Raw genomic sequence first — 24,669 nt, forward strand, 5'->3', positions numbered from 1 at the left:
GGCGCGGCGGTTAGGTTGGCAGTGAGCACGAGGACAACAGGAGGCGGGCACCGGTGGCCGGCGTAGAAATCCCCACGGTCGGCACCCCCGCCGGGATGCGGAAGATCAACCAGCGCGCGGTGCTGGACCTGCTGCGGCGCAGCGGCCCGGCGACGCGGCCGCAGGTCGCGAAGGACACCGGGCTCTCGAAGCCGACGGTCAGCCAGGCGCTGCTCGCGCTCGAGGCGGCCGGGCTGGCGCGCCCGACCGGGCACACCTCCACCGGCACCGGACGGTCCGCCGTGCTGTACGAAGCCGACCCGACCGCGGGGTACGTGCTGGGCGTCGACATCGGCCGCGAGCACATCCGCGTCGCCGTGTCGGACCTCGGCCGGACGCTCGTGGCGCGCCGCGACGAACGCAACTCCGCCCGCTCCGGCGCGACGCTGGTCGCCACGGTCGGCCGGATCGCGGCCGACGCCGTCGCCGAGGCGGGCCTGACGGCGGCCGACATCGTTGTCCGCGTCGTCGGCTCCCCCGGCGTCGCCGACCCGGACAAGCGCTGCTTCCGGCACGCGCCGAACCTGCCGGGCTGGGGCCGGGCCGGGCTGATCGACGACCTCGAGGCCGCGCTGGGCCCGGGCCTGGTGGTGGAGAACGACGCGAACCTCACCGCCGTCGGCGAAGGCGAAAGCGGCGCCGCGCGGGGTGTGGCGGTGTTCGGCTGCATCACGATCGGCACCGGCGTCGGCATGGGCATCATGGTCGACGGCCGGGTGTTCCGCGGCGCCACCGGCGCGGCGGGCGAGATCGGCTACCTCCCGTACGGCCGCACCCGCGCGGCCGACTCCCCGGGCCTGCCGCCCACCCGCGGCCACCTCGAAGAGGCGACGGCGGCCCAGTCGGTCGTCCGCGGCGCCCGCGAACTCGGCCTGGGCACCGCGAAATCGGCCCGCGAGGTGTTCCGCCTGGCCCGCGAAGGCGACGAGCTCGCCCGCCGCGCGGTGGAGACGGAAGCGGATCGCCTGGCGTACACGGTGGCCTCGGTGGCGGCGGTGATCGACCCGGAACTGATCGTCCTGGGCGGCGGCATGGGCACGGCGGCCGACCTCCTGCTGGAACCGATCGACCGGGCCCTGCGCGCGTTCACGCCGTTGGTGCCGAAGGTGGTCCAGGGCGAACTGGGCGAAGACGCGGTCCTGACGGGCGCCATCAGCGTGGGCCTGCGGGCGGCCGAAGGCCTGGTCTTCGACCGCCGCGTGGGCGCGGCCTGACTTTCGAGCCGTGAGGGGCACCGTGATCTCCGGGTCCCGGTGGTCCGCGGCCCCCGAGGTGATTACCTCCGGCGTAATCGACGGCCGCCCGCGGAAAGCCGACCATGGACGCCATGAGCGAAACCCGCGAAATCGTCGTCGACTGCCTCGAGAACCTGTTCGTGCACAAGGACATCGACGCCGCGAAGGCCGTGCTGCACCCCGACTTCGTCACCCACAGCCCCGGCCTCCCCGCCGGCCGTGACGCGTTCGCCGAAGCCGTGGCGAACTCGCCGCTGATGGGCGGGACCACGACGATCGAGCACGTCGTCGCCGAGGACGACCTCGTCGCGGTGCACCTGCGCGTGCAGCTCCCCGGGAGCAGCTACGCCGTCGTCGACATCCTGCGCGTCGAAGACGGCCTGCTCGTGGAGCACTGGGACGTCAAGGAAGCCCGCTAGCGCGTGATGACGCAGGTCCCCGACGCCGTCGCGAGCAGCTTGCCCTCGGCGTCGCGGATCTCGCCCTCGGCGAAGGCGATCCGCGAGCCCTCCTTCACGACGCGGCCGGTCGCACGGATCTCGCCGCGGCCCGCGTGGATCGCGCGCAGGTAGCTGACCTTGAGCTCCACCGACGAGTAGCCGACGCCCGCCGGCAGCGTCGAGTGCACGGCGCAGCCGACCACCGAGTCCAGCATCGTGGCCGCGACGCCGCCGTGGACCATGCCGATCGGGTTGTACATCGACTCGTCCGGCTCCAGGACCGCGACGACCTCGCCGTGGCCGATGCTTTCCCAGCGCAGCCCGAAGTGCGCGGCGATCGGCGGGCCGGGGATGCGGCCCTCGGCGATGGCCGTCAGGTACTCGAAGCCGGACATCGTGCGGCCGAGCCGGGCGGTCGGCAGCGGGTCCTGCCAGGTGATGGTCTTCGAGCTGGTCCCGGCCTCGGCGGCGACATCGGTCATCTGGACTCCTCGGGCGAGCGGACTATGACAAGCGTCTTAATTCGACAGCGTCGTCCGAACCCCCGGCAGCGTCAAGCGGCGCGTGACCCAGGCCACCGGTGGTCCGCCCGGACCCCAGGTGGAATCATCCGGGGGTGAGCACCGACCCCGGCCGCAAGCTGATCGACCCGGAGCGGGTGGCCGCGGCGGCCGACGGGCTCGGCGACCGCGCCGTCATCGCCGAATGGGCCCAGCGCTTCTCCGTCGTCGCCGACCCCTCGCGGCTCGCGCTGCTCGTCTCGATCCACTACGCGCGGGAGATCAGCGTCACCGACCTGGCCGCGGTCACGGGCATGACGGACACCGCGGTTTCGCAGGCCCTGCGGCTGCTGCGGGCGCACGGGCTGGTCACCACGCAGCGCACCGGCCGGGTGGTGCGCTACCGGCTCGCCGACGCCACCGTGCACGAACTCATCCATCGGGTGCGACCGCACCCCGAAGAGCCCGCGAACCCCGGCGATGACCGGTAGCGTGCGGGCATGACGGGATTGCCGGAAACCATCACCGCGTGCCTATTCGACCTCGACGGGGTGCTGACCGGAACTGCGGTTCTCCACCGTGAGGCCTGGAAACGGACATTCGACGAATATCTGCGCGCCCGCGACGGCGCCGGGTTCCAGGAGTTCACGGACAAGGACTACGCGACCTATGTGGACGGCCGCCCCCGCGCCGACGGGGTGCGGGAATTCCTGAAGTCGCGCGGGATCGAGCTGCCGGAAGGCGATCCGGACGACGCGGTCGACGCCCCGACCGTCAACGGCGTGGGCAACCGCAAGAACGAGCTGGTGCTGAAGATCATCGACGAACGCGGAGTGAGCCCCTACCCCGGCTCGATCCGCTACCTCGAAGCGGTCAAGGCCGCCGGGCTCCGGATCGCCGTCGTGACGTCGTCGGCGAACGGCGCCAAGGTGCTCGACGCGGGTGACCTGAGCAAATACATCGAGGCCCGCGTCGACGGCCTCACCATCCGGGAGCAGCACCTCAAGGGCAAGCCCGCGCCGGACTCGTTCCTGGCCGGCGCCGAAGCCCTCGGGGTCGAACCCGAACACGCCGCCGTGTTCGAGGACGCCCAGTCCGGCGTCCAGGCGGGCAAGGCGGGCGGGTTCGGGTACGTCGTCGGCGTCAACCGGGCCGACCAGGCCGAAGAACTGCGCGCGCACGGCGCCGACGTCGTCGTCGACGACCTCGCCGAACTGCTGGAGGACTGAATGAGCGACGAACCACGCGGGTACGAGTGCTCGCCGTGGGAACTGCGGTGGCGCGGCATGGACGTCGACGCCCTGCAGCGCACCGAATCGGCCTTCGCGGTGTCGAACGGCCACATCGGGCTGCGCGGCACGCTCGAGGAAGCCGAGCCGCGCGGCCTGCCCGGCACCTACCTCAACGGCTTCTACGAGGAGCACGGGCTCCCGTACGCCGAGGCGGGCTACGGCTACCCCGAAGAGGGCCAGACCGTCGTCAACGTGACCGACGGCAAGATCATCCGGCTGCTGGTCGAGGACGAGCCGCTCGACATGCGCTACGGCGCGGCGACCGCGCACGACCGGGTGCTCGACTTCCGCCGCGGCACGCTGACCCGGACGACCGAGTGGTCCTCGCCCACCGGGCGCCGGGTCCGCGTGCGCACCGAGCGGATGGTGTCGTTCACCCAGCGCGCGATCGCCGCGATCCGCTACGAGGTCGAGCCGCTCGACGAGGACCTGCAGCTGGTCGTGCAGTCCGACCTGCTGGCCAACGAGCCGATCGAGTCCGACACCCGGGACCCGCGGGTGGCCGCGGCGCTGGAGTCGCCGCTGGTGGGCGAGTTCCACCGCGCCACCGACTACAACGCCGTGCTGGTGCACCAGACGCGGCGCTCCGGGCTGCGGATGGCCGCGGCCATGGACCACAAGATCGAGGTGGACGACGGGATCCGCGCCCGGATCCACTCCGAAGAGGACCTCGCGCGGCTCACCGTCGCGGTCGACGTCCCCAAGGGCGGGCGGCTGCGGATCACGAAGTTCCTCGCCTACGGCTGGTCGGCGCAGCGCTCGGTGCCGGCGCTGCGCTCGCAGGTCGAGGCCGCGCTGGCCGGGGCCCGGCAGACCACCTGGAAGGGCCTGCTCACCGAGCAGCGCGAGTTCCTCGACGAGTTCTGGGCCACCTCGGACATCGAGATCGACGGTGATCCCGAGCTGCAGCAGGCCGTCCGGTTCGCGCTGTTCCACCTGCTGCAGGCCGGTGCTCGCGGGGAAAGCCGCGCGGTCGCGGGCAAGGGCCTCACCGGCCCGGGTTACGACGGCCACGCGTTCTGGGACACCGAGTCGTTCGTACTGCCGGTGCTCACCTACACGATGCCGGACGCGGCCCGCGACGCGCTGCGCTGGCGGCACTCCACAATGGACAAAGCCAGGGAACGCGCGCACCAGCTGGGCCTGCGCGGCGCGGCGTTCCCGTGGCGCTCGATCAACGGCGCCGAGTGCTCGGCCTACTGGCCGGCCGGCACGGCGGCGTTCCACGTCAGCGCGGACATCGCCGACGCCGTGCTGCGCTACCTCAACGCGACCGGCGACGAGGAGTTCGAGCGCAACTACGGCGTCGAGCTTCTGCTGGAAACCGCGCGGCTGTGGGCATCGCTGGGCCACCACGACCGGCACGGCGCGTTCCGCATCGACGGCGTCACCGGGCCGGACGAGTACTCGGCGGTGGCGGACAACAACGTCTACACGAACCTGATGGCGCGCCGGAACCTGCTGGCGGCCGCGGCGTCGTGCGAGCGGCACCCCGACATCGCGGCCCACTTCGAGGTCGACACCGTCGAGCTCGACACGTGGCGCGCCGCCGCCGCGGCGATGTACCTGCCCTACGACCAGGAGCTCGGCGTGCACCCGCAGTCGGAGGGGTTTCTCGACCACGACGAGTGGGACTACGAGGGCACCGACATGGCGCACTACCCGCTGCTGCTGCACTTCCCGTACTTCGACCTCTACCGCAAGCAGGTCGTGAAGCAGGCGGACCTCGTGCTGGCCCTGCACATGTGCGGGGACTCGTTCAGCATGGAGGAGAAGGCGCGCAACTTCGCCTACTACGAGGCCCGCACGGTGCGGGACTCCTCGCTGTCGGCGGGCACGCAGGCCGTGGTGGCGGCCGAGGTGGGCCACCTGGAGCTGGCCTACGACTACCTCGCCGAGGCCGCGCTGACCGACCTGCACGACGTGCACAACAACGTCCGCAACGGCCTGCACATGGCGTCGCTGGCCGGGGCGTGGCAGGGCGCGGTGGCCGGGTTCGGCGGGCTGCGCGACCACGGCGGCGTGCTGGCGTTCGCGCCGCGGCTGCCGCCGCAGCTGGACCGGATCACCTTCCGGCTGATGTTCCGCGGCACGCGGTTCCAGGTCGAGATCGATCCCGACCAGGCCACCTACCACGTGCTGGCCGGCGAGCCGCTGCAGGTGCTGCACCACGGCGAGCGCGTCACGGTCACCGTCGAGCCCCAGCGGTTCGCGATCCCGAAGATCGACGCGGGCGACCCGCCGCACCAGCCGCCGGGCCGCGCCCCGATGCGGCGCGACACGTCGAAGCTGCGTCAGTTCGAGGAGCCGTCCAACCCGATCACCGCCGAAGGGCGCTGAAGGGCGCTGACCTCGAAAGTCCGTGAATGCCACATCGAGGGACCACTCGTCCCTGGATGTGGCATTCACGGACTTCGGCGGCCGGTCACTGCGGGAGGTCGCTCACCGCGTCCCGGCCGGGTGGGTCCGGGATCTCCTCGGTGCCGGCCGGCTTGACGTCCGGGTCCGGCGTGGTGGGCACGTCGTGCGTCAGCTGCCCCGCCGTGGGCAGCTTGAGGAGCTCGTCGTCTTCGTCGTCCTTGCCGTGGGACCGCTGCGTTTGGCTCATACCTTCCGGGATACCCGGTTTTCCCGGCCACGACCAGGGGACGGCGGGATTCAGGCGACCTGCACCCGGCCGCGGCGGCCACCGCGGCGGTGGCCCTTGACGGCGTCGTCGCGCAGGGAGAGCAGCAGGCCGTCACGCGTGGACCAGGGGCAGATCGTCACCTGGCCGCCGGCGACGCTCAGCAGGGCCTCGGCCACGATCGCGCCCGCCAGGGCCTGGTGGGCGCGGTTGCGGGAAATGCCCGGCAGCTCGGCCCGCTTCGACGTCGGCATCGCGGCCAGCCGCGGGATGCAGGCGCGCAGGTCGTCGAGCCGCAGGTCGCGGGACTTGCCCGGCCGGGCACCCGCGAGCCGCGCGAGCTGCTGCAGGACCTTCGAACAGCCGACCGTGCGGTGGCCCGCGATGTCCGCGGCGCCCAGCACGGCGGTGGCCTGGTCCAGCGCGTACGCGCGCAACGCCTTCACCTGCTTGCCCGAGACGCGCTCGGTCGGCAGCCAGTCGCGGGTCAGGGAGCGCGCGCCCATCGGCAGCGACTTCGCGAACGTGGCCTGCTCGCCGCAGCCCGCCGCGAGCTCCACCGTGCCGCCGCCGATGTCGAGGATCAGCAGCGGCCCGGCCTTCGGGCCGTACCAGCGGCGCGCGGCCAGGTAGGCCAGCTCGGCCTCGCGGCGGCCGGACAGGAACTGCAGCTCGACGCCGGTTTCGCCGGCGACGTGCCGGACGACGTCGGCCGAGTTGACCGCGTCGCGAATGGACGACGTCGCCAGTGGGTACACACTGCTGACACCGTGGCGGTAGGCGGTGGTCATGCCGGCCGCGACGGCGGCGGTCACCGAAGCGATACCGCGGGCGGTCAGCCGGCCGCGGGCGTCGAGCTCGCGGTCCAGGCGCAGGCGCGTCTGGTGGTTGAGCACCGGCGCGAGGGACGCGCCGGCGACCGGCACCACCACCAGCCGGGCGCTGAACGATCCGACGTCCAGCACGCCCACTGTGCCCGCTTCCGGCTCTTCAATTTTCCGCACAGCTCGGCGCACCTCACTTCCGCCTGGTGAATATCCCCAGTCCGACCGGTCGAAACCAGTTATTTTGGCGGATCTCCCCTCACGGTGCCGGACATTGACGCATTTTGCCGCTCTCAACGGGCCTTTCTGACGCGCAGATCACAGGCAGATAACCCAATCGAGTGAACCTCGACACCACTGGACACGATTCGGTAACGCCACTCAGCGGATCGCGACTGTTGAGACATCGAACAGGTGTGGAGCAGGCGAACGTGAGCGAACGGCGATCCGAACTCGTGCGACCAGCCGGCGTGGTGCTCGCCGTGGTGGCCGGGCTCGTCGGCGTCCTCGTCGGCGTCACCCTCGTGCTCACCCCGGACACCTCGCTGCCCGCCGGCGCCCCGGACCCGGGCCGCCCCGCCGCGGTGCCGTCCGGCGCCCCGCCGGCCGGGCTGCGGATCCCCGACCTCCACCAGACGCTCGACCACATCGTCGACCTCGGCCGGGTCGCCGGCGGCCGCCGCGAGCAGCCCGGCACGGCGTACGGCGTCGGCTGGTTCGCCGACGGCCCGGCGCCGGGCAGCCCGGGCGTCGCGGTGCTGTCCGGGCACTCCGGCTTCGGCTACGCGAACGGCGCGTTCGCCGGCCTCGGCACCCTGATGCCCGGCGCGGAGATCGTGGTGCGCGACGAAACCGGCCACGACACCAGCTTCGCCGTCCGCCACACGGCGGTCTTCCCGCCCAACGAGCCGGACAGCACGCTCATCGCCCCGGAGGGCACCGGGCCCGAATTGCGCCTGATCACCAGCGACGGGACGTTCGACAGCGCCGGCGTCACCAGCCGGCGCGTCGCCGTCTACGCCGTGCCCAGCTGAGCGCGCGGGGTCAGCCGATCAGCTCGCGCAGCTGCGACACCGCCGCCACCCGGCCTTCGCGGCCCGGCTGCAGCGGGTTGACGATCACCGTCGTCGCGCCCGCCTCGGCGAACGCGGCCAGCCGCTCCTTCACGTAGCCCGCCGGGCCGACCAGGGAGATCGCGCGCAGCAGCTCCAGCGGGACCGCGGCCGCGGCCTCCGCCTTCTTGCCGTCGAGGTAGAGGTCCTGGATCAGCTTCGCCTCGGCCTCGTAGCCGTAGCGGCAGGCGAGGTCGTTGTAGAAGTTCTTGCCCCGGGCGCCCATCCCGCCGACGTAGAGGGCCACCACCGGGCGCACGTGGTCCAGCAGCGCCTCGACGTCGTCGCCGATCGCCAGCGCGACCGTGACGTAGGTGTCCAGCTCGCCCAGCGCCGGGTCGCGCTTCGCCTGGCCCTCGGCCAGGGACGCGCCCCAGACGTCGGCGGCCTTCTCGGGGTGGAAGAAGATCGGCTGCCAGCCTTCGGCGATCTCGGCCGTGAGCGCGACGTTCTTCGGCCCGATCGAGGCCAGCAGCACCGGGATCCGCTCGCGCACCGGGTGGTTGATCAGCTTGAGCGGCTTGCCGAGGCCGGAACCCTGCTCGGGCGGCAGCGGGATCGTGTAGTGCTTGCCCTCGTGGACGACGCGCTCGCGGCGCCAGACCTGGCGGCAGACCTCGACGATCTCGCGGGTGCGGCCCAGCGGCGCGTCGTACTTCACGCCGTGGAAGCCCTCGATGACCTGCGGGCCGGAGGCGCCGAGGCCGAGGACGAAGCGGCCGTCGGAGACGAAGTCGAGCCCGGCGGCGGTCATCGCGGTCAGGGTCGGCGTGCGCGTGTAGATCTGGAAGATCCCGGACGCGAGCTGCACACGCTCGGTCTTCGCGGCGAGGTAGCCGAGCTGGCTGACGGCGTCGAACGAGTACGCCTCCGGCACGAAGACGATGTCGAGGCCGGCTTTCTCCAGTTCGACGACGTCGGCGACGCTGTCGGCGAAGCCTCCGGAGTAGCTGACCGCGGTCCCGATCTTCATGGACGTCCTCCTGTGGTGAGCAAGCGCTTAGTTCGGATGTTACCGGCCGGTCAGCGTGCGGACCACCAGCTCCGCCGACGCGCCGGCCCCGAGCGTCGTGCCGGCGTACCGGACGTCGGCGCCGAACGTGCCGGCCGGCGGGTCGTCCCGGACGGTGATCCACACCGTGACCATCAGCAGCCAGCGCACGATCAGGTAGCCGAACAGCAGGACGCCGACGAGCGTGCCGAACGTCGCGACGGCCGGTGAGCGCCCGAGCAGGTGCAGGTAGAGGCCGCCGGCCTGCTGGATCGCGCCGAGCCCGACGGCGGCGGCCCCGGCCGGGCGCAGCGTCGAGCGCAGCGGCAGTGCCCGGCGCGGCAGCCGGGCCAGGCACCAGGCGATGACCAGCCAGTTCGCCGCCAGCCCGAGCAGGAGCGAGCCCGCGACGAGCACGACGTGCGCGAAGCCGCCGGTCAGGCCGATCACCTCGAGCAGCCACGCGCCGGCCGCGCCGGTGAGCGACGCGAGGCCGAAGGAGACGGCCATCGCGATCCCGACGCCGGCGAGCGCCACGACGTCGGCGGCGATGCCGCGCAGCAGCGGCCGCGGGGTGCGTTCCTGGCCGAGCATCGCGGTGACGGCGTCGCGGACGTTGCTGATCCAGCTCCAGCCCGAGTAGACCGCGACGGCCAGCGCGAGGATCCCGATCCGCCCGCGTTCGCCGACGACGGTGTGCACGACGTTCGTGACCTGCCCGCCCAGCTCGGGCGGCAGCGAGGCGGCGATGACCCGGTCGAGTTCGGCGAACAGCAGCCGGTCGCCGGCCAGCACGAACCCGGCCACCGAGACGGCCACCATGATCAGCGGCACCAGCGCCAAGAGGCTGAAGAACGTCATCGCGGCGGCGTAGTGGTCACCGTCGCGTTCCCGGTACCGCGCCAGGGTCGCCCCGGCCCGCCGGAACGGCCTGCTCACGACGGCCTTCACCGCTCCACGTTGCACGCGCCGACCCTCTCATCCGCAGGTGTCCCCCGCAGTCCGGACACCCCCGCCGGGGGATCGTCACGCCCCAACCCGAATCTCGCGTCCCCCAGCCCGCAACTCACGTGATCAGGCCCGTAACCCGCGTGATTCGGGCCGGATCTCGCGTGATCCTGGCCGGAACTCGCGTGATCCTGGCCGGAACTCGCGAGTTCCGGGTCCAATCACGCGAGTCACGTCTCTGATCACGCGAGTTCCGGGTTCGGTCACGCGGGTGACGGGTTCGGGGTCAGGTGGGGACTACGGTGCCTCGGACTTCGCCGAAGCCGATGCGGGTGCCGTTCGGGCCGGGGGCCGTTGCGGTGATCGCGACTTCGTCGCCGTCCTCCAGGAAGGTGCGGGTGGTTCCGTCGGGCAGCTCGAACGGTTCGCGGCCGCCCCAGGACAGTTCCAGCAGCGAGCCCCGCTGGTGCGGCTCCGGGCCCGTCACCGTGCCCGACGCGTACAGGTCGCCCGTGCGCAGGCTCGCGCCGTTGACCGTCAGGTGGGCCAGCTGCTGGGCCGCGTTCCAGTACTGCGTGGCGAACGGCGGGCTCGACACCAGGTGGCCGTTGAGCCGGACCTCCATCGCCAGGTCCAGGCCCCACTTCTCGCTGGTGCGCAGGTACTCGAACGGCTCCGGGTCCTGCGGCGGGCCGGCGACGCGGGCGTGCTCCAGCGCGTCGAGCGGGACGATCCACGGCGACACCGACGTCGCGAACGACTTGGCCAGGAACGGGCCCAGCGGCTGGTACTCCCACGCCTGCAGGTCGCGGGCCGACCAGTCGTTGACCAGGCAGACGCCGAACACGTGCGCCGCGAAGTCCTCTGTGGACACCGGAGTGCCCAGCGTGGACGGGACGCCGACGACGAAGCCCACCTCCGCCTCGATGTCCAGCCGCTGCGACGGGCCGAACGCCGGCGCGTCGGCGTTGCGTGGCTTGCGCTGGCCGTTCGGGCGGACGACCGGGGTGCCCGACGCGACCACCGTGCCGGCCCGGCCGTGGTAGCCGATCGGCAGGTGCTTCCAGTTCGGCGGCAGCTCGACCGCGTCGGGCCGGAAGATCTTGCCCGCGTTGAGCGCGTGGTGCTCGCTGGAGTAGAAGTCGACGTAGTCCGCGACCTCGATCGCCAGGTGCGTGGTCACCTCGGTCAGCGGCACCAGGTGCGGCCGCAGCTGATCGGCGTACCGCGGCTCGGTCAGCCACTCCCGGACGCTCTCGCGCACCTCCCGCCACGTCGCCGGCCCGGCGGCCAGCAGCGGGTTCAGCACCCCGGACGTCAGCAGCGGCGCGAACGACGCCGCCGTCTCCGCCGCCGCGGCCGTCAGGTCCAGCACCCGGTCGCCGACCGGCACGCCGATCCGGCGCTCGGGCGCCCCGCCCACGGAGAACACGCCGTAGGGCAGGTTGTCCAAGCCGAACGGCGTGTCGTCGGCGAGTTCGAGCCAGGTCACGGTCACTCCTCGTCCCGGGCGGCGCGCGCGGCCACCCAATCGGCGACGGCGGTGGCGAGCACCGGGAGCGGGAGCGTCCCGTTGCCGAGCACGACGTCGTGGAACTCGCGGATGTCGAACGCCTCGCCCAGCGCCTGCTCGGCTTCGGCCCGCAGCCGCTGGATCTCCAGCCGCCCGACCATGTACCCGAGCGCCTGGCCCGGGTTCGCGGCGTAGCGGTCGATCTCCGCCTCGATCTCGAGCTGAGCCATCGGCGTGTGCTCGACGAGGTAGTCGACGGCCTGCTGCCGGCTCCAGCCGAGCGCGTGCAGCCCGGTGTCGACGACCAGCCGGCCGGCCCGCATCGAGTCCTGCGTCAGCATGCCCAGCCGCGAGACGTCGTCGGAGTAGAGCCCCATCTCGTCCGCGAGCCGCTCGGCGTACAGGCCCCAGCCCTCGGCGTACGCGTTGACGTGCGCGATGATCCGCAGCAGCGGCAGCCCGGTGAGCTCCTGGGCGAGGCACAGCTGGAAGTGGTGCCCCGGCACGGCTTCGTGGAACGCGATCGCCTCGCTGGTGAACCGCGGGCGCTTCTCGGCCTCGTGGGTGTTGGCGTAGTAGACGCCCGGCCGGGTCCCGTCGAGCGAAGGCTCCAGGTAGTACGCGATCGTGCCGCTCGTCGCCTCCGCCTCGGGCACCGGCGCGACGCCGCACTGCTGCGCCGGGACCCGCGAGAACCAGTGCGGCGCCACGGCTTCCGCGCGCGTGATGGCCGTGCGCGCGGCTTCCAGCAGCTCCTCGCCGTCGCGCCAGCGCAGCGCGGGATCGGTCCGGATCCGGTCGAAGATCTCAGCGAGATCCTTGGTGCCGAACAGCTTCCCGCCCAGCTCGCGGTACTCCCCCGCGAGCCGCTCGATCAGCGCCAGGCCGGTGTCGTGCAGGTCCTGCGCCGTGCGCTCGGTCGTCGTCTCCGCGCGGATCAGCGCCGCGTAGCGCTCGGCCCCGCCGGGCAGCTGCCCGATGCCCGCGGACGTCTCGGGCCGGGCCGCCGACGTGACCTCGTCGGCCAGGAACGCGCGGTAGCGCTCGTAGGCCGGGCGGACGACCTCGGCGAGCAGCCGGTCACGCTCGGCCTCGAAGCCGTCGAGCGCGTACGGCGGTGTCACCTTCAGCGGGTCCTTCGCCGGCGCGCCGAGATACCGCTCGACGTAACCGATCCCGATGCGCACCAGGAACTCCGGCGGCACGAAGCCCTCGGCGACGGCGGCGCGCTGACGCGTGATCAACGCGTCGAGGTAGTCCCCGATGCCGGCGAGCCGGCTGAGGTAGCCGCGCACCTTCGGTTCGTCGTCCAGCACCGTCTGCGGCAGGTAGAGCAGCAGTTCCAGGGCGGGCGCGGCGAGCCCGTCGCTGACCGCGACGTCGGACCGGCGGGAGTCGATCACGTCGATCTCGGTCTTCGCCTGCGAGACCACGACTTCCCGGGTGATTCGCGTGGCGGCCGGCAGGCCGGTGACGTCGAGTGCCCCGGCCCGCGCGGCGATGTCCGCGTACCGGGCCCGGAAGCGGGCCTCGGCCTCGGCGCTCTGGTCGGCCAGCTTGTCGTGGTCGCCGGGCAGGCCGAACACCGACGGGAAGACCGGCTGCCGCTCGAAGTTCACCGCGACCAGCTCGTCGGCGAGGCTGTCCGGGGTGTCCCCGGCGCTGCCCGCCGCCACCCAGTCCGCGACGACCTTGGCCAGCGCCGTCAGCGGCAGCATCCCGTGGCCCAGCACGACTTCGTGGAACCCGCGGATGTCGAACCGCTCACCCAGCGCCTGCTCGGCCTCCGCGCGCAGCCGCTGGATCTCCAGCCGTCCGACCATGTAGCCGAGCGCCTGCCCCGGCCACGCCGTGTAGCGGTCGACCTCGGCTTCGATCTCGAGCCGCGCCATCGGCGTGTGCTCGACGAGGAAGTCGATCGCCCGCTGCCGGCTCCAGCCCAGCGCGTGCAGCCCGGTGTCGACGACCAGCCGGCCCGCGCGCATCGAGTCCTGCGTCAGCATGCCGAAGCGCGAGACGTCGTCGGAGTACAGCCCCATCTCGTCCGCGAGCCGCTCGGTGTAGAGCCCCCAGCCCTCGGCGTAGGCGTTGAACATGCCGATCCGCCGCAGCAGCGGCAGCTCCCGCAGTTCCTGAGCCAGGCTGAGCTGGAAGTGGTGCCCAGGAACGGCTTCGTGGAACGCGATCGCCTCGCTGGTGAACCGCGGGCGCTTGTCCGCCTCGTACGTGTTCGCGTAGTACGTGCCCGGCCGGGACCCGTCGAGCGACGGCTGCAGGTAGTAGGCGATCGTGCCGCTCGCCGCGTCCGCCTCGGGGACCGGCGCGACCTCGCACTTCTCCGCCGGGACGCGCGAGAACCACTGCGGGGCCACGGCTTCCGCCCGGGCGATGGCGTCGCGGGCGCCGGCGAGCAGCTCGTCGCCGTCGCGCCAGCGCAGGGCCGGGTCGGTGCGCAGCCGCTCGAAGATCCCGGCGAGGTCGGTGGTGCCGAAGACCTTCCCGCCCAGCTCGCGGTACTCGCCGGCGAGCTGTTCGATCAGCGCGAGGCCGGTGTCGTGCAGGTCCTGCGCGGTGCGCTCGGTCGTCGTCTCCGCGCGGATCATCGCGGCGTACCGCTCGGCGCCGCCCGGGACGTGGCCGATGCCCGGCGCCGTTTCGGGCCGCCCGGCCGGTTCGACCTCGGTGCGCAGGAAGTCGCGGTAGCGCGCGTACGCCGGGTGGACGACCTCGGCGAGCAGCCGGTCGCGCTCGGCCGCGAAGCCGTCGACCGCCGCGGCCGTGTCCGCCTTCAACGGGTCGCCGTCCGGCGAACCGAGGTAGCGGTCGATGTACTCGACACCGACCCGGGCGAGGTGGGCCGGCGGCACCAGGCCGTCGGCGAGGCTTTCGCGCTGCCGCTCGGTGAGCTCCGCGAGGAACGGCTCGATCGCGGCGAGCCGGGCGAGGTAGCCGCGCGCCTTCTTCTCGTCGTCCAGCTTGTAGAAGGGCAGCTGCATGAGCAGGCCGAGCGCGGGCGAGGTGAAGCCGGTGCTGACCGCGATGTCGGTCATCCGCGAGGCGAGCCGATCGGCCTCGACCTCGGCGGAGGCGACGATGACCTCGCGCGTCACGGCCTCTTCCGGCGTCAGCTCCCCGGCCGGCATGGCCCGGGCCCGCGCGGCGAGCGCGGTGTAGGCCGCGCGGAAGTGCTCCTGGCCTGCCCGGGTCTGGTCGGCGAGCCGGTCGTGGTCCCCGGGCAGGCCGAGCACCGACGGGGCCAGCGGGTCGTGCTCGAACATCAGCGCGACGAACTCGTCGGCCAGGGCGCCGACGGTGTCGCCGTGCCCGGCCACCCACTCGTCGACGACCGACGCGAGCACCGACAGCGGCAGCGCGCCGCCGGCCAGCACGACGTCGTGGAACGCGCGGATGTCGAACCGGGTGCCCAGCCGCCGCTCGGCGGCCGCGCGGATGCCCTGGATCTCCAGCCGCCCCACCATGTACGCCAGGGCCTGGCCCGGCCACGCGATGTAGCGGTCGACCTCGGCCTCGATCTCGACGCGCGCCATCGGCGTGTGCTCGACCAGGTAGTCGACCGCCTGCTGCCGGCTCCAGCCCAGCGCGTGCAGCCCGGTGTCGACGACCAGCCGGCCCGCGCGCATCGAGTCGCCGGCGAGCATGCCGAGCCGGGCGACGTCGTCGGAGTAGAGGCCCATCTCGTCGGCGAGCCGCTCGCTGTAGAGGCCCCAGCCTTCGGTGTAGGCCGTGAAGTCGCCGATGCGCCGCAGCAGCGGCAGATCGGTCAGGCCGAGCGCGGTGCTGAGCTGGAAGTGGTGGCCGGGCACGGCTTCATGGAACGCCGTCGTCTCCGCCGTGTGCCGGAGCCGCTCGGTGGCCTCGTAGGTGTTCGCGAAGTAGATGCCCGGCCGGGAGCCGTCGGTCGCCGGGTGGATGTAGTACGCCATGGGCGCGCCGGGCGCGGCGTCCTCCGGGACCGCCTCGACCGTCCACGGCTGCGGCGGGATCCGGCCGAACCACTTCGGCGCCTCGGCGTCGGCCCGGGTGATGGCCGCGCGGGCCGTCTCCAGCAGCTCTTCGCCGCTGGTCCAGCGCAACGCGGGGTCGGTGCGCAGGCGCTCGAAGATCTCGGCGAGGTCGCCGGTGCCGAACACCTTGGCGCCCAGCTCGCGGTACTCGACGGCGAGCGCGGCGATGATGTCCAGGCCGGTCTGGTGCAGCTCGGCCGGAGCGCGGTCGGTGGTGGTGTGGAGCCGGGCCTGCCGCGCGTAGATCTCCTCGCCCCGCGGCAGCCACGACACGCCGGGCCGGTCGTCCGGGCGGCCGTGCGGCGCCACCTCGGTGACCAGGAACTCGCGGTACCCGGCGAAGGCCGGGCGGACGACGTCGGCGAGCAGCTCGTCACGCCGGCGCGCGAACTCGTCGTCCGGCGCGGGCTGGCGGCGCAGCGGGTCGGCGGCCGGGTCGGCGAGGTAGCGGTCCACGTGCGCGACAGCGGACTCGACCAGGCGGGCCACCGGCGTCAGGCCGTCGGCGAGGCCCTCGGTGTGCCGCCGCGCGGCCTGGCGCAGGAACTCCGGCACCGCGGCGAGCCGCCCCAGCTGGGCTTCGGCGGCCGCCCCCGCGGTCACGGACGTCATCGGCAGCGCGGTGAGCAGCATGGCCGCCGGACCGGTGAACATGTCCGTCACGGTGAACTCGGCCAGCCGGGAGTCGATCGCCGCGATCCGGTCTTCCGCCGACGTGATCAGGACCTCACGGGTGACGCGGTCTTCGGCCGACAGCCCGGCCGGGTCCAGCGCGCGGGCGCGCTCGGCGAACGCCGCGAGCCGGGTGCGGTGGGCCTGTTCGGCGGCGGCCGTGACGTCCGGCAGCCCGGGCTCCGCCGGGCGCGTGCCCAGCAGCGCGGGCATCAGCGGATCGGCGGCGTACAGGGCTTCGACGAACTCGTCGGCGAGTTCGGTGACCGCGGTCATGGGCAGGACCCCCAGCGTCGATGGTGTGCTCGTTCGCGACCCTAACGGAGATCACCGACAGGAACGCGCGCTCGCCGCCCGGGGGCGGACGGCCTTCGACGCGACCGGACGGGCGAGGCGGTAGCGTGCACCGAGTGGCTGTGACCGATCCCGTGGATACCCGCCTGCTCGCCGCGCTCGCCGAGCTGGGCAAGGCGGCCGTGCACGAGCTCGCGGCCAAGGTCGGCATGGATCCCCGCGAAGTCGCCTACCGGCTGGTCGCGCTGTCCGGCAGCGGGCTGCCGCTGCTCGTCGGCGTCGAAAGCGACCCGAACGGGCTGCGCGCGGCCATCGCGGGGTCGCCGCCGTCGTGGGCGAACCGGCCACCCGGCTCGCAGCAGTTCCCGGCCCAGGCCCCGCCGTCGCAGCCGGTGCCGATGCCACCGCCGAACGCGCAAGGGGCGCCCTCGGGCCCGTACAACGTCCAAGGCGCGCCGTCCGGGCCGTACAACGTCCAAGGTGCGCCCTCAGGGCCGTACAACGTCCAAGGTGCGCCCTCGGGGCCGTACAACGTCCAGGGCACGCCGTCCGGGCGCTACCCCGGGCCGCCGCCCCGGCCACCACAGCAGCAGCAGTTCGCCCCGCCACCCCCGGCGCGGCCCGACCCCGTGGTGAGCACGTGGGGCGTGCCGCAGACGGCGTCGTGGGCCCGCGGCGACGAGCCCGCGCGCCCGGCCGGCGCGCCCGGCGGCAAGAAGGGCCGGCTCGGCGAGGTCATGGAGACCCAGGGCCTGGAGGGCGAGCAGCTGACGGTGCAGCTGCTCGAGGTCCAGGACCCGGCGGACTTCCTGTTCGGCGCGGCCGGCTACCGCCTGGAGGAGGGCGAGCGCTCGGTGGTCGTCCACACGGAGATCACCAACCGCGGCGCGATCCCGTTCGCGTCCCTGCCGGACAACTACCTCGAGCTGCTCACCGTCGACGGCAGGACGATCGGCAAGGCCCCGGTGTCGCTGACCTCGCGGCCGCCGCACAAGATCGGCGTCAAACCGGGCGAAACCCTGGGCGGCCACACGGTGTACGTCCTGCCGGACACGACCCGGGTGGTTTCCGTCCGCTGGAGCCCGCGGCCGGAACCGGACGAGCGCACCGTGATCTGGTCGATCGAGGACTAGTAGCTCTCGTCCTGCAGGATCTTGAGGGCGTTGGCCAGGTCGTCCGGGTACTCCGACTCGAACTGGACCCAGCGGCCGTCCGACGGGTGGGCGAAACCGAGTGTCTTGGCGTGCAGCCACTGGCGGTTCAGCCCCAGCTTGCGGGCCAGCACCGGATCCGCGCCGTACGTCAGGTCGCCGACGCACGGGTGCTTCAACGCCGAGAAGTGGACGCGGATCTGGTGCGTCCGCCCGGTTTCGAGCTTGATGTGCGCCAGGGACGCGGCGCGGAACGCCTCGACGACCTCGTAGTGCGTCACGCTCGGGCGGCCGCCCTGGACCACCGCGAACTTGTAGTCGTGGCGGGGGTGGCGGTCGATCGGGGCGTCGATGGTGCCGCGCGTCGGGTCCGGGTGGCCCTGGACGATCGCGTGGTAGCCCTTGTCGACCGTGCGTTCCTTGAACGCGCGCTTCAGCACGGTGTACGCGTGCTCGCTCTTGGCCACTACCATCACGCCGGTGGTACCCGCGTCGAGCCGGTGCACGACGCCCTGGCGCTCGGCCGCGCCGGACGTCGCGATGCGCAGGCCCGCCGCGGCGAGGCCGCCGACCACCGTCGGGCCGGTCCAGCCCGGGCTCGGGTGCACGGCGACGCCGACCGGCTTCGAGATCACCACGATGTCGTCGTCGTCGTGCAGGATCCGCATGCCTTCGACCGGCGCGGCGACGACCTCCACCGGGTTTGCCGGCTCGGGCAGCGTGACCTCCAGCAGCCCGCCCGCGGCGAGCCGGTCAGACTTGCCCGCCGGGTGGCCGTCGAGCAGCACGTCGCCGGACTCGGCCAGCTCGGCGACGACCGTGCGGGACAGCCCGAGCATCTTGGCGAGGCCGGCGTCGACCCGCATCCCGTCGAGCCCGTCGGGCACCGGGAGCATCCGCGAGCTCACGCCTGGTCCTCCTGCTGGGTTTCCGCGGCCGGTTCGGCCTGCTTCTTGTCCTTGGCCTTGTCCTTGGTCGACGTGCCGTCGTAGTCCTTGCCCAGCAGGGACAGCAGCACGATCAGCGCGCCGCCGACGCAGATCGCCGAGTCGGCGATGTTGAAGATCGCGAAGCCCTTGCCGTTCGGGGCGAACGCCGAGATGAAGTCGACGACGTGGCCCTGCAGCCCGCCGGGCGCGCGGAAGATCCGGTCGGTGAGGTTGCCCAGCGCGCCGGCCAGCACCAGGCCGAGGCCGATCGCCCAGCCGATCGAGCGCAGCCGCCGCGAGATCCAGATGATCGCGATGACGACGGCGAGCGCGACCAGCGCCAGCACCCACGTCATGCCGGTGGCCATCGAGAACGCGGCACCCGGGTTGCGGATCACCTGCAGGTAGATCAGGCCGCCGAGGATCCGGACCGGCTCCTTGCCTTCCAGGTTGGCGGTGACCAGGTTCTTCGTGATCAGGTCGATCGCCCAGAGCACCACCGCGACGGCGAACACCCAGCCCACCCGGCGCTTCGGCAGCGTCGCCGCCGTCGCCGCCGGGGTTTCCGGCGTCTCCTGGACGGGCTCGGGCACCGCCTCGGCGGCGGCGTCGGTGTCGGGTTCTCCAGCGCTGGACTCGGTGCTCACCGGTCCATTGTCCACGCCTGGTCAGGGTGCCCCGGCGGCAGTGTCGCGGGGACGCCGCAGGAGGACCGCGAACGCGGCGGCGAACAGCACCCCCGCCGCGCTCGGCGCCCCGGTCACCGGCGTCGAGAACACCAGGCTGACCAGCGCGAACACCAAGGCGACGGCCACCAGGAACCAGCTGCGCTCGTACGCCGCCGTCACCAGCGTGACGACCGCCATCACGAGCTGGGCGAACCCCGGCGGGAACCAGAGACGCCGTCCCTCCCCCATCGGGGCACGAGAGCGGCGAACGCCCCGGCCACGAGCACGGTCGCGGAGAGCAGCGCCCCCGGCAGGTCCGCGATCACCACGGCCACCGCGCCGGCGGCCACGGCCACCGCGAGCACCAGCGGACTGCGTTCGTACCAGGCGACCAGCGCGAGCCCGAGCGTCGCCAGGAGGGGGCCGCGGGTGGCCGCGTCGAGACCGAACTGGCTGAACAGCAGCAGGTCCAGCACCGGGACGGCGAGCACGACGGCGGCGATCGACGTCACCACCGCCCTCGCGCGCAGCCCGCCCGCAACGGCGTAGGAGACCACGATGGCGAGGAACGCCGCGATGAGCGCGTACTGCCACGCCGGGCCGGCGCCGCCGGTGTAGGCCACGACGGTGTCATCGAGGCTGAGGAACCGCGCTTCGGTGCCGTAACCGTCGATCGTCAAGCCGAACAGGCCCACGTAGCCGGCGGTCGCCGGCGGCAACCGCGCCGTCAGTTCCGCGGTGACGGCCGACCGGTGGAACAGTTCGGCCGTCACCAGGACCAGTTCCGCTAAACCCGGCAACGCCAACGGAATCCACTGCCGCCCCATCGGCCCAGGCTAACGCTCAGCAGAACGGCGGCAGCTCCCGCGGGTCGCCGACCGGGGCCCAGCGGCCGCCCGCCTTCGTGTACCCCCAGCGCGCGCCGCGGGCGACGATCTGGCGCAGCGCCAGCAGCACGCGATCCACGTGCTCCTCGGTGCTGCCCAGGCCGAGGCTGACGCGCACCGCCTGCTGCCCTTCACCGCCCGTGACGCCGATCAGGCGCTTGGCCGCGATGTGGGCGCAGAAGGCGCCGTCGCGGACGCCGATGCCGTACTCCGCCGAGAGAACCGCCGCGAGCCAGCCGGGGTCGAAACCGGCGACGACGAAGCTGACCGTGCCGACGCGGTCGACCGGCGCGTCGAACAACCGCAGCTCGGAGCAGCCCGGGATGCCCTCGAGGCCCTTGCGCAGCCGGACGAGCAGGGCCTGCTCGTGCGCTTCGACGGCGGCCCAGTTCCGGCTCAGGGTTTCGCAGGCGACGCCGAGCGCGTACACGCCGACGGTGTTGGGCGAACCGGCTTCGTGCCGCTCCGGGCCGGTGTTCCAGACGACGGCGTCCTCGGTGACGAGCTTGGTCGCCCCGCCGCCGGCGAGGTACGGGCGGGCGGCGCGCAGCCAGTCGGCGCGGCCGATCAGCGCGCCCGCGCCGAAGGGCGCGTACAGCTTGTGGCCGGAGAGGGCGACGTAGTCGACGTCCAGGTCCTGCATCGCGATCCTGCGGTGCGGCGCGAGCTGGGCGGCGTCGAGGGCGATGCGGGCGCCGTGCCGGCGGGCCACCGCGGCGATCTCCGCCACCGGAAGCAGCTCACCGGTCACATTGGACGCTCCGGTGAGGACCACCAAACGCGGCCCCTGCGGGGATTCCGCGAGGGCTTCGTCCACAGCGGACACTGCAGCGAGCCGGGTGCGCGGGGTCGGCAGGCGCCGGACGTTCGGCCCCTGCCACGGCAGCAGCGCGGCGTGGTGCTCGGTGTCGAACACGATCACCGCGGTGCGCGGCGGGAGGCTGCGGGCGAGCAGGTTGAAGGAGTCGGTGGTGTTGCGGGTGAACACGACCGTGTCGGTCCGGCGCGCGCCGACGAAGCTGCGCAGCGTGGCGCGGGTGCGCTCGTAGAGCTTGGTGGAGACCTGCGAGGCGAAGCCCGCGCCGCGGTGGACGCTGGCGTACCAGGGCAGGAACTCGTCGACGGCCACGCGGACGGCGTCGAGACAGGGCGCGCTGGCCGCGTGGTCGAGATTGGCGTAGCCGATGTCTCCGCCGGTGACGAGCGGAACTCGCAGCGAGGCACCAGCGACCGTGGGAATACCTTGCGACGCAAGGGTTTCCTGGGTCTGTGTGCTGGTGCGGTCGATGGCGAGAGTCATCGTTAGCCTCCTCGGCGTTCCGGGGGGCCCCGGCGAGGGGCCCGCGCTTGCCGGTCGCACGGCGCGACCGGCCCGGTCTTCACCCGGGGCACCCCACCGCGGTAGGAGGGTTGCCGGCCAGCAAGCCGGGGCTTGACGCTGGCACTCATGACCTGATTCAAAAGGTAACCGAGAATCGGCGTGACGACCAGCCCCCACAGCACATTCTGAGACACCGACCACAAGTCGAGCAGGAATGGAGAAGCGTCAGGGCTTCGCGCGGAAACGGCCCGGGAGCTGCGTCACGGCGTGGTCCGAGAGGTGCGTGGCGGTGCCGGTGTACTGGTCCGCGCCCGCCGTGAACAGCCAGCCGCCCAACGTCTTCCCGTCGATCGGCTCGCCGTGCGCCGCCGCGACGGTCGTCGAGACCTGGCTGTAGGCGAGACCGTCCCAGTCGGCGGCGTCCGGCAGCGTCCACAGTGTGAAGTGCACGTGGGCCCCGGTGCTGCTGCCACCACACGGCAGGGCGTTGCCGGTCGAGCCGAGCACGTCGCCGGCCTCGACCTGCTCACCGTCGGTGACCTTGATGCCTTCCATGTGGTAGTACCCGGTGCGCCACCCGCCGGCGTGGTCGATGGTCACCCAGTCGCCGCCCGCGCAGTGCTGCAGGTGCACGGTCCCGGCCAGCGGCGCCCGCACGGTCTTGTCGGCCGGGCTGAGGTCGAGGGCGTTCTCCACGCCGGTGCTGCCGTCGTCGGAGTGGATGCCGGCGGAGTACACCTGCTGGCCGGCCTTGAACGGCAGCGCCAGCACCGGAAAGGGCCCCACCTCGGCAGCCGCCCCCGGAGCGGCGGCGAGCCCCACACCCAGGACGATCCCCGCGACCAGCCCGGCCCCACACACGTATCGCTTCGTCACCCGGCGTACTCCTCTGGCTCTACGTTCACCCATTCGAGGTAATGAATGGAGCGCAGAGTAAGCCAAAAGAGGGAACGCGGGGAAGATCAGGTGAGGTTTTTGTGAGGATCACTCACCCTCGCGGGAGAAGATCACCAGGTCGACGCGAAGAGCGGACAGGCACCGGACAACCGCCCGGCCCGAACGCAGCCCCCACCACTCCCTGGGGGGCGTCCCCTGTCCAGTCTACCGCCACTGACCTGCAAAAACGTGAGTGCCGGAAATCTGTGGACAACTGAAGTGGATGTGGACAACTCGCGCCCGGCCGGGCTCGCGACCGCCGAGCGCAGCAGACGGCACGGTGGCTAGGTGGGCAACCCGCGATCGACGCCGCGCTAGCAGCAAGCGAGCCGACGCGGACGGCCCGGCGGCGAGGCCGAGCCGAGTGGACACGGTTCCGCCCAACCCGCGAGCGACCAGCGGCCCGATTCGCCGCGCCAACGAGCCCAGCGGACGGCGCGATGACCAAGCGGGCAACCCGCGATCGGCCCCGCTCACCGCAAAGCCGACGCAGGCGGCATGGCGACCAAGCGGGCCACCCGCCGATCGACCCCACTCGCCTCAAGCAAGCCCAGCGGACGGCACGGTGGCCCAAGCAGGCAACCTGCGATCAGCCCCCGCTCACCTCAAGCAAGCCGACGCGGCGACACACCGGCGAGACCGCGCATCCGATCAGCCACGACCCGCAGGCAACCCAGCGGCCCGACCCCGACCACCAGCCGACCCAGCGGGCGACACCGCTGCGAGACAGAGCGGACGCCAGCCGGCAAACCGCGAACCGCGTCAGATACCGGACTCGCCGCGCCAGCGGGCCAGGCGGCCGGCGCGGTCGACCGCGCGCAGCCGGCGCTCGGCGTCGTCGCGGGCCGTGGCCGTCGTGACCACCAGGAGCTGGTCGTGCTCCTGCAGGCGGCTCGTCTTCTGCGGCGTGAAGCCCGAGCCCGCGCGCACGACCAGGCTCACCGTCGCGCCCACCGGCAAGCGCAGCTCCGAGAGGTAGACGCCGTGCAGCTTCGAGCCCGGCTGGATGCGGACCTGCAGCAGCTCGGCGCCCAGCTCGTCCAGGGGCGCGGAGTCGACGTCGATCTCGTACGCCTCGGACTTCTTCGACAGGCCCAGCCAGCGCGCGAGCGGGCCGAGGGTCGCGCCCTGGAGCAGCGTCAGGACGATGACCAGCACGAACACCGCGTCGACCAGGCGCTGGGCACCCGGCAGGCCTTCCGACAGCGGGATCATCGCCAGCACGATCGGCACCGCGCCGCGCAGGCCGGCCCACGACAGGAACGCCTGTTCCCGCCACGGCAGCCGGAACGGCAGCATCGAGAGCACCACCGAGATCGGCCGGGCCAGCAGCAGCACGACGGCGCCCGCGACCAGGCCCGGCACCAGCGTCTCGAGCAGCCGGCTCGGCGACGCGAACAGCCCGAGCAGCACGAACAGCCCGATCTGCGCCAGCCAGCCCAGGCCTTCGGCGAACGACAGCGTGTCCGAGCGGTGCGGTAGCCGCGAGTTGCCCAGGACCAGCGCCGCGACGTACGTGGCGAGCAGGCCCGACGCGTGCAGCAGCTGCCCGGACGAGTACGCCACGACGCACACCGCGACCGTGGCCAGCGGGTACAGACCGGTCGCCGGGAGCGCGGCGCGCCGCAGCGCGATGCCGCCGAGCCAGCCGAACGCCAGCCCGATCGCCAGGCCCGCCGCCAGTTCGTAGACCGCCAGGAACGGCAGCGTCCAGTCCACAGTGGTGCCCTCGGCCAGCACCACGACGGCGATGTAGGCCGGCGCGTCGTTGATGCCGGACTCCAGCTCCAGCGCGCCCACCAGGCGCTTGCCGATCCCGGCCGTGCGCAGCACCGAGAAGACCGCCGCAGCGTCGGTCGACGAGAGCACCGCGCCCCACAGCAGCGCGAGCCGCCAGTCGAGGCCCAGCAGCCAGTGCAGGGCCGCGCCGGTGACCGCGATGCTGACCACGACGGCCACTGTGGACAGTACGATTCCGATGCCCAGCGAGGGTTTCACCGCCGACCACCGGGTCGTCAGCCCGCCTTCGGCGAGGATCATGACGAGCGCGGCGAGGCCGAGCGACTGGGTCAGGCCGGGGTTGTCGAAGCGGATGCCGAAACCGGCTTCCCCCAGTACGACGCCGATGCCGAGGTAGAGCAGCAGCGAGGGCAGGCCGAGCCGGATCGAGACGCGCACGGCGAGCACGGAGGCGAGCAGGACGACACCGCCGACGCCGAGCAGCACGGGAAGCTGGTCCATGCCGCCTCCCTCCCGAGTGCTGTGG

Annotated in this window: 21 protein-coding genes and 1 riboswitch; of the genes, 7 read left to right on the forward strand and 14 right to left on the reverse strand. The window is 72.7% G+C overall.

All coding sequences use genetic code 11. The features are described 5' to 3' along the window. Positions 1-53 precede the first annotated feature (53 nt). A complete protein-coding gene (locus MUY22_RS46345; protein ID WP_247054490.1) occupies positions 54-1,253 on the forward strand; it encodes an ROK family protein in 1,200 nt (399 codons plus the stop codon). Between the two features lie 113 nt (positions 1,254-1,366). Continuing rightward, entirely contained in the window at positions 1,367-1,693 is a 327-nt protein-coding gene (locus MUY22_RS46350; RefSeq protein WP_247054491.1) for a nuclear transport factor 2 family protein, read from the forward strand. Here the strand turns inward: MUY22_RS46350 and MUY22_RS46355 are convergent. Beyond that, complete coding sequence (locus MUY22_RS46355; protein ID WP_247054494.1) at positions 1,690-2,196, reverse strand: PaaI family thioesterase; 507 nt, start codon at positions 2,194-2,196, stop codon at positions 1,690-1,692. The genes MUY22_RS46350 and MUY22_RS46355 overlap by 4 nt on opposite strands. A 134-nt stretch (positions 2,197-2,330) precedes the next feature. Between MUY22_RS46355 and MUY22_RS46360 the strand changes: the two genes are divergently transcribed. The 3 genes from MUY22_RS46360 to MUY22_RS46370 are packed head-to-tail and all read left to right on the forward strand — an operon-like array spanning position 2,331 to position 5,846. After that, positions 2,331-2,705: a helix-turn-helix transcriptional regulator gene (locus MUY22_RS46360; protein WP_247054496.1), complete on the forward strand. Its 375-nt coding sequence runs from the start codon at positions 2,331-2,333 to the stop codon at positions 2,703-2,705. A gap of 9 nt (positions 2,706-2,714) precedes the next feature. Continuing rightward, the gene (locus tag MUY22_RS46365) at positions 2,715-3,443 is read left to right on the forward strand and encodes an HAD family phosphatase (protein WP_247054498.1); all 729 of its coding nucleotides are present in this window, start codon (positions 2,715-2,717) and stop codon (positions 3,441-3,443) included. Further along, positions 3,444-5,846, forward strand: a complete 2,403-nt coding sequence (locus MUY22_RS46370) for a glycoside hydrolase family 65 protein (RefSeq protein ID WP_247054500.1) — start codon at positions 3,444-3,446, stop codon at positions 5,844-5,846. An 85-nt stretch (positions 5,847-5,931) separates the two neighbouring features. On the opposite strand, the gene MUY22_RS46375 is transcribed toward MUY22_RS46370, so the two are convergent. Both MUY22_RS46375 and MUY22_RS46380 read right to left on the reverse strand, forming a co-directional pair. Beyond that, on the reverse strand, positions 5,932-6,114 hold the full coding sequence (locus tag MUY22_RS46375; protein ID WP_247054502.1) for a hypothetical protein: 183 nt from the start codon (positions 6,112-6,114) through the stop codon (positions 5,932-5,934). Positions 6,115-6,164: 50 nt separating this feature from the next. Continuing rightward, positions 6,165-7,136, reverse strand: a complete 972-nt coding sequence (locus MUY22_RS46380; protein ID WP_247054504.1) for a Ppx/GppA phosphatase family protein — start codon at positions 7,134-7,136, stop codon at positions 6,165-6,167. 251 nt (positions 7,137-7,387) lie between these two features. Here MUY22_RS46380 and MUY22_RS46385 point away from each other — a divergent pair, with 251 nt between their 5' ends. Next, positions 7,388-7,990 (forward strand): class F sortase, encoded by a 603-nt coding sequence (locus MUY22_RS46385; protein ID WP_247054506.1) that lies wholly within the window; start codon positions 7,388-7,390, stop codon positions 7,988-7,990. Between the two features lie 10 nt (positions 7,991-8,000). Here the strand turns inward: MUY22_RS46385 and MUY22_RS46390 are convergent, their stop codons facing one another. The 4 genes from MUY22_RS46390 to MUY22_RS46405 all read right to left on the reverse strand — a co-directional run bounded on the left by MUY22_RS46390 (position 8,001) and on the right by MUY22_RS46405 (position 16,493). Beyond that, the gene (locus MUY22_RS46390) at positions 8,001-9,041 is read right to left on the reverse strand and encodes an LLM class F420-dependent oxidoreductase (protein ID WP_247054508.1); all 1,041 of its coding nucleotides are present in this window, start codon (positions 9,039-9,041) and stop codon (positions 8,001-8,003) included. Between the two features lie 39 nt (positions 9,042-9,080). Then, positions 9,081-10,010: a YihY/virulence factor BrkB family protein gene (locus MUY22_RS46395; RefSeq protein ID WP_247054510.1), complete on the reverse strand. Its 930-nt coding sequence runs from the start codon at positions 10,008-10,010 to the stop codon at positions 9,081-9,083. A 283-nt stretch (positions 10,011-10,293) separates the two neighbouring features. After that, a complete protein-coding gene (gene fahA, locus MUY22_RS46400) occupies positions 10,294-11,505 on the reverse strand; it encodes a fumarylacetoacetase (RefSeq protein ID WP_247054512.1) in 1,212 nt (403 codons plus the stop codon). Continuing rightward, on the reverse strand, positions 11,502-16,493 hold the full coding sequence (locus tag MUY22_RS46405; RefSeq protein WP_247054514.1) for a DUF885 family protein: 4,992 nt from the start codon (positions 16,491-16,493) through the stop codon (positions 11,502-11,504). The genes fahA and MUY22_RS46405 overlap by 4 nt, the downstream gene beginning before the upstream one ends. A gap of 134 nt (positions 16,494-16,627) precedes the next feature. Here MUY22_RS46405 and MUY22_RS46410 point away from each other — a divergent pair, with 134 nt between their 5' ends. Next, positions 16,628-17,644, forward strand: coding sequence for an AsnC family protein (locus MUY22_RS46410; RefSeq protein WP_247054516.1), 1,017 nt, complete (start codon positions 16,628-16,630; stop codon positions 17,642-17,644). On the opposite strand, the gene MUY22_RS46415 is transcribed toward MUY22_RS46410, so the two are convergent. The 7 genes from MUY22_RS46415 to MUY22_RS46445 all read right to left on the reverse strand — a co-directional run bounded on the left by MUY22_RS46415 (position 17,641) and on the right by MUY22_RS46445 (position 24,644). Then, a complete protein-coding gene (locus MUY22_RS46415; RefSeq protein WP_247054518.1) occupies positions 17,641-18,570 on the reverse strand; it encodes an RluA family pseudouridine synthase in 930 nt (309 codons plus the stop codon). The two genes, MUY22_RS46410 and MUY22_RS46415, sit on opposite strands and share 4 nt — an antisense overlap. Continuing rightward, entirely contained in the window at positions 18,567-19,184 is a 618-nt protein-coding gene (gene lspA, locus MUY22_RS46420) for a signal peptidase II (protein ID WP_247064447.1), read from the reverse strand. Before lspA ends, MUY22_RS46415 begins: the two co-directional genes overlap by 4 nt. A 75-nt stretch (positions 19,185-19,259) precedes the next feature. Further along, entirely contained in the window at positions 19,260-19,508 is a 249-nt protein-coding gene (locus MUY22_RS46425) for a hypothetical protein (RefSeq protein ID WP_247054520.1), read from the reverse strand. Then, the gene (locus MUY22_RS46430) at positions 19,457-20,032 is read right to left on the reverse strand and encodes a hypothetical protein (protein ID WP_247054522.1); all 576 of its coding nucleotides are present in this window, start codon (positions 20,030-20,032) and stop codon (positions 19,457-19,459) included. The genes MUY22_RS46425 and MUY22_RS46430 overlap by 52 nt, the downstream gene beginning before the upstream one ends. Before the next feature lie 70 nt (positions 20,033-20,102). Continuing rightward, on the reverse strand, positions 20,103-21,446 hold the full coding sequence (locus MUY22_RS46435; protein ID WP_247054524.1) for an aminotransferase class V-fold PLP-dependent enzyme: 1,344 nt from the start codon (positions 21,444-21,446) through the stop codon (positions 20,103-20,105). A gap of 38 nt (positions 21,447-21,484) precedes the next feature. Further along, a riboswitch (SAM riboswitch) is annotated at positions 21,485-21,599 on the reverse strand. A gap of 93 nt (positions 21,600-21,692) precedes the next feature. Further along, positions 21,693-22,343: a M23 family metallopeptidase gene (locus MUY22_RS46440; RefSeq protein ID WP_247054526.1), complete on the reverse strand. Its 651-nt coding sequence runs from the start codon at positions 22,341-22,343 to the stop codon at positions 21,693-21,695. Between the two features lie 822 nt (positions 22,344-23,165). After that, positions 23,166-24,644, reverse strand: coding sequence for a potassium/proton antiporter (locus MUY22_RS46445; protein ID WP_247054527.1), 1,479 nt, complete (start codon positions 24,642-24,644; stop codon positions 23,166-23,168). Between the last annotated feature and the right edge of the window lie 25 nt (positions 24,645-24,669).

The sequence above is a fragment of the Amycolatopsis sp. WQ 127309 genome (genome assembly GCF_023023025.1).
Classification (GTDB): domain Bacteria; phylum Actinomycetota; class Actinomycetes; order Mycobacteriales; family Pseudonocardiaceae; genus Amycolatopsis.

Bases quoted from the DNA above. Each gene is read 5' to 3' on its own strand.
- MUY22_RS46435 (WP_247054524.1), bottom strand. From the start codon at position 21,446: ATGACTCTCGCCATCGACCGCACCAGCACACAGACCCAGGAAACCCTT.
- MUY22_RS46390 (WP_247054508.1), bottom strand. From the start codon at position 9,041: ATGAAGATCGGGACCGCGGTCAGCTACTCCGGAGGCTTCGCCGACAGC.
- MUY22_RS46445 (WP_247054527.1), bottom strand. From the start codon at position 24,644: ATGGACCAGCTTCCCGTGCTGCTCGGCGTCGGCGGTGTCGTCCTGCTC.
- MUY22_RS46350 (WP_247054491.1), top strand. From the start codon at position 1,367: ATGAGCGAAACCCGCGAAATCGTCGTCGACTGCCTCGAGAACCTGTTC.
- MUY22_RS46370 (WP_247054500.1), top strand. From the start codon at position 3,444: ATGAGCGACGAACCACGCGGGTACGAGTGCTCGCCGTGGGAACTGCGG.
- MUY22_RS46425 (WP_247054520.1), bottom strand. From the start codon at position 19,508: ATGGGGGAGGGACGGCGTCTCTGGTTCCCGCCGGGGTTCGCCCAGCTC.
- MUY22_RS46355 (WP_247054494.1), bottom strand. From the start codon at position 2,196: ATGACCGATGTCGCCGCCGAGGCCGGGACCAGCTCGAAGACCATCACC.
- MUY22_RS46365 (WP_247054498.1), top strand. From the start codon at position 2,715: ATGACGGGATTGCCGGAAACCATCACCGCGTGCCTATTCGACCTCGAC.
- MUY22_RS46405 (WP_247054514.1), bottom strand. From the start codon at position 16,493: ATGACCGCGGTCACCGAACTCGCCGACGAGTTCGTCGAAGCCCTGTAC.
- MUY22_RS46375 (WP_247054502.1), bottom strand. From the start codon at position 6,114: ATGAGCCAAACGCAGCGGTCCCACGGCAAGGACGACGAAGACGACGAG.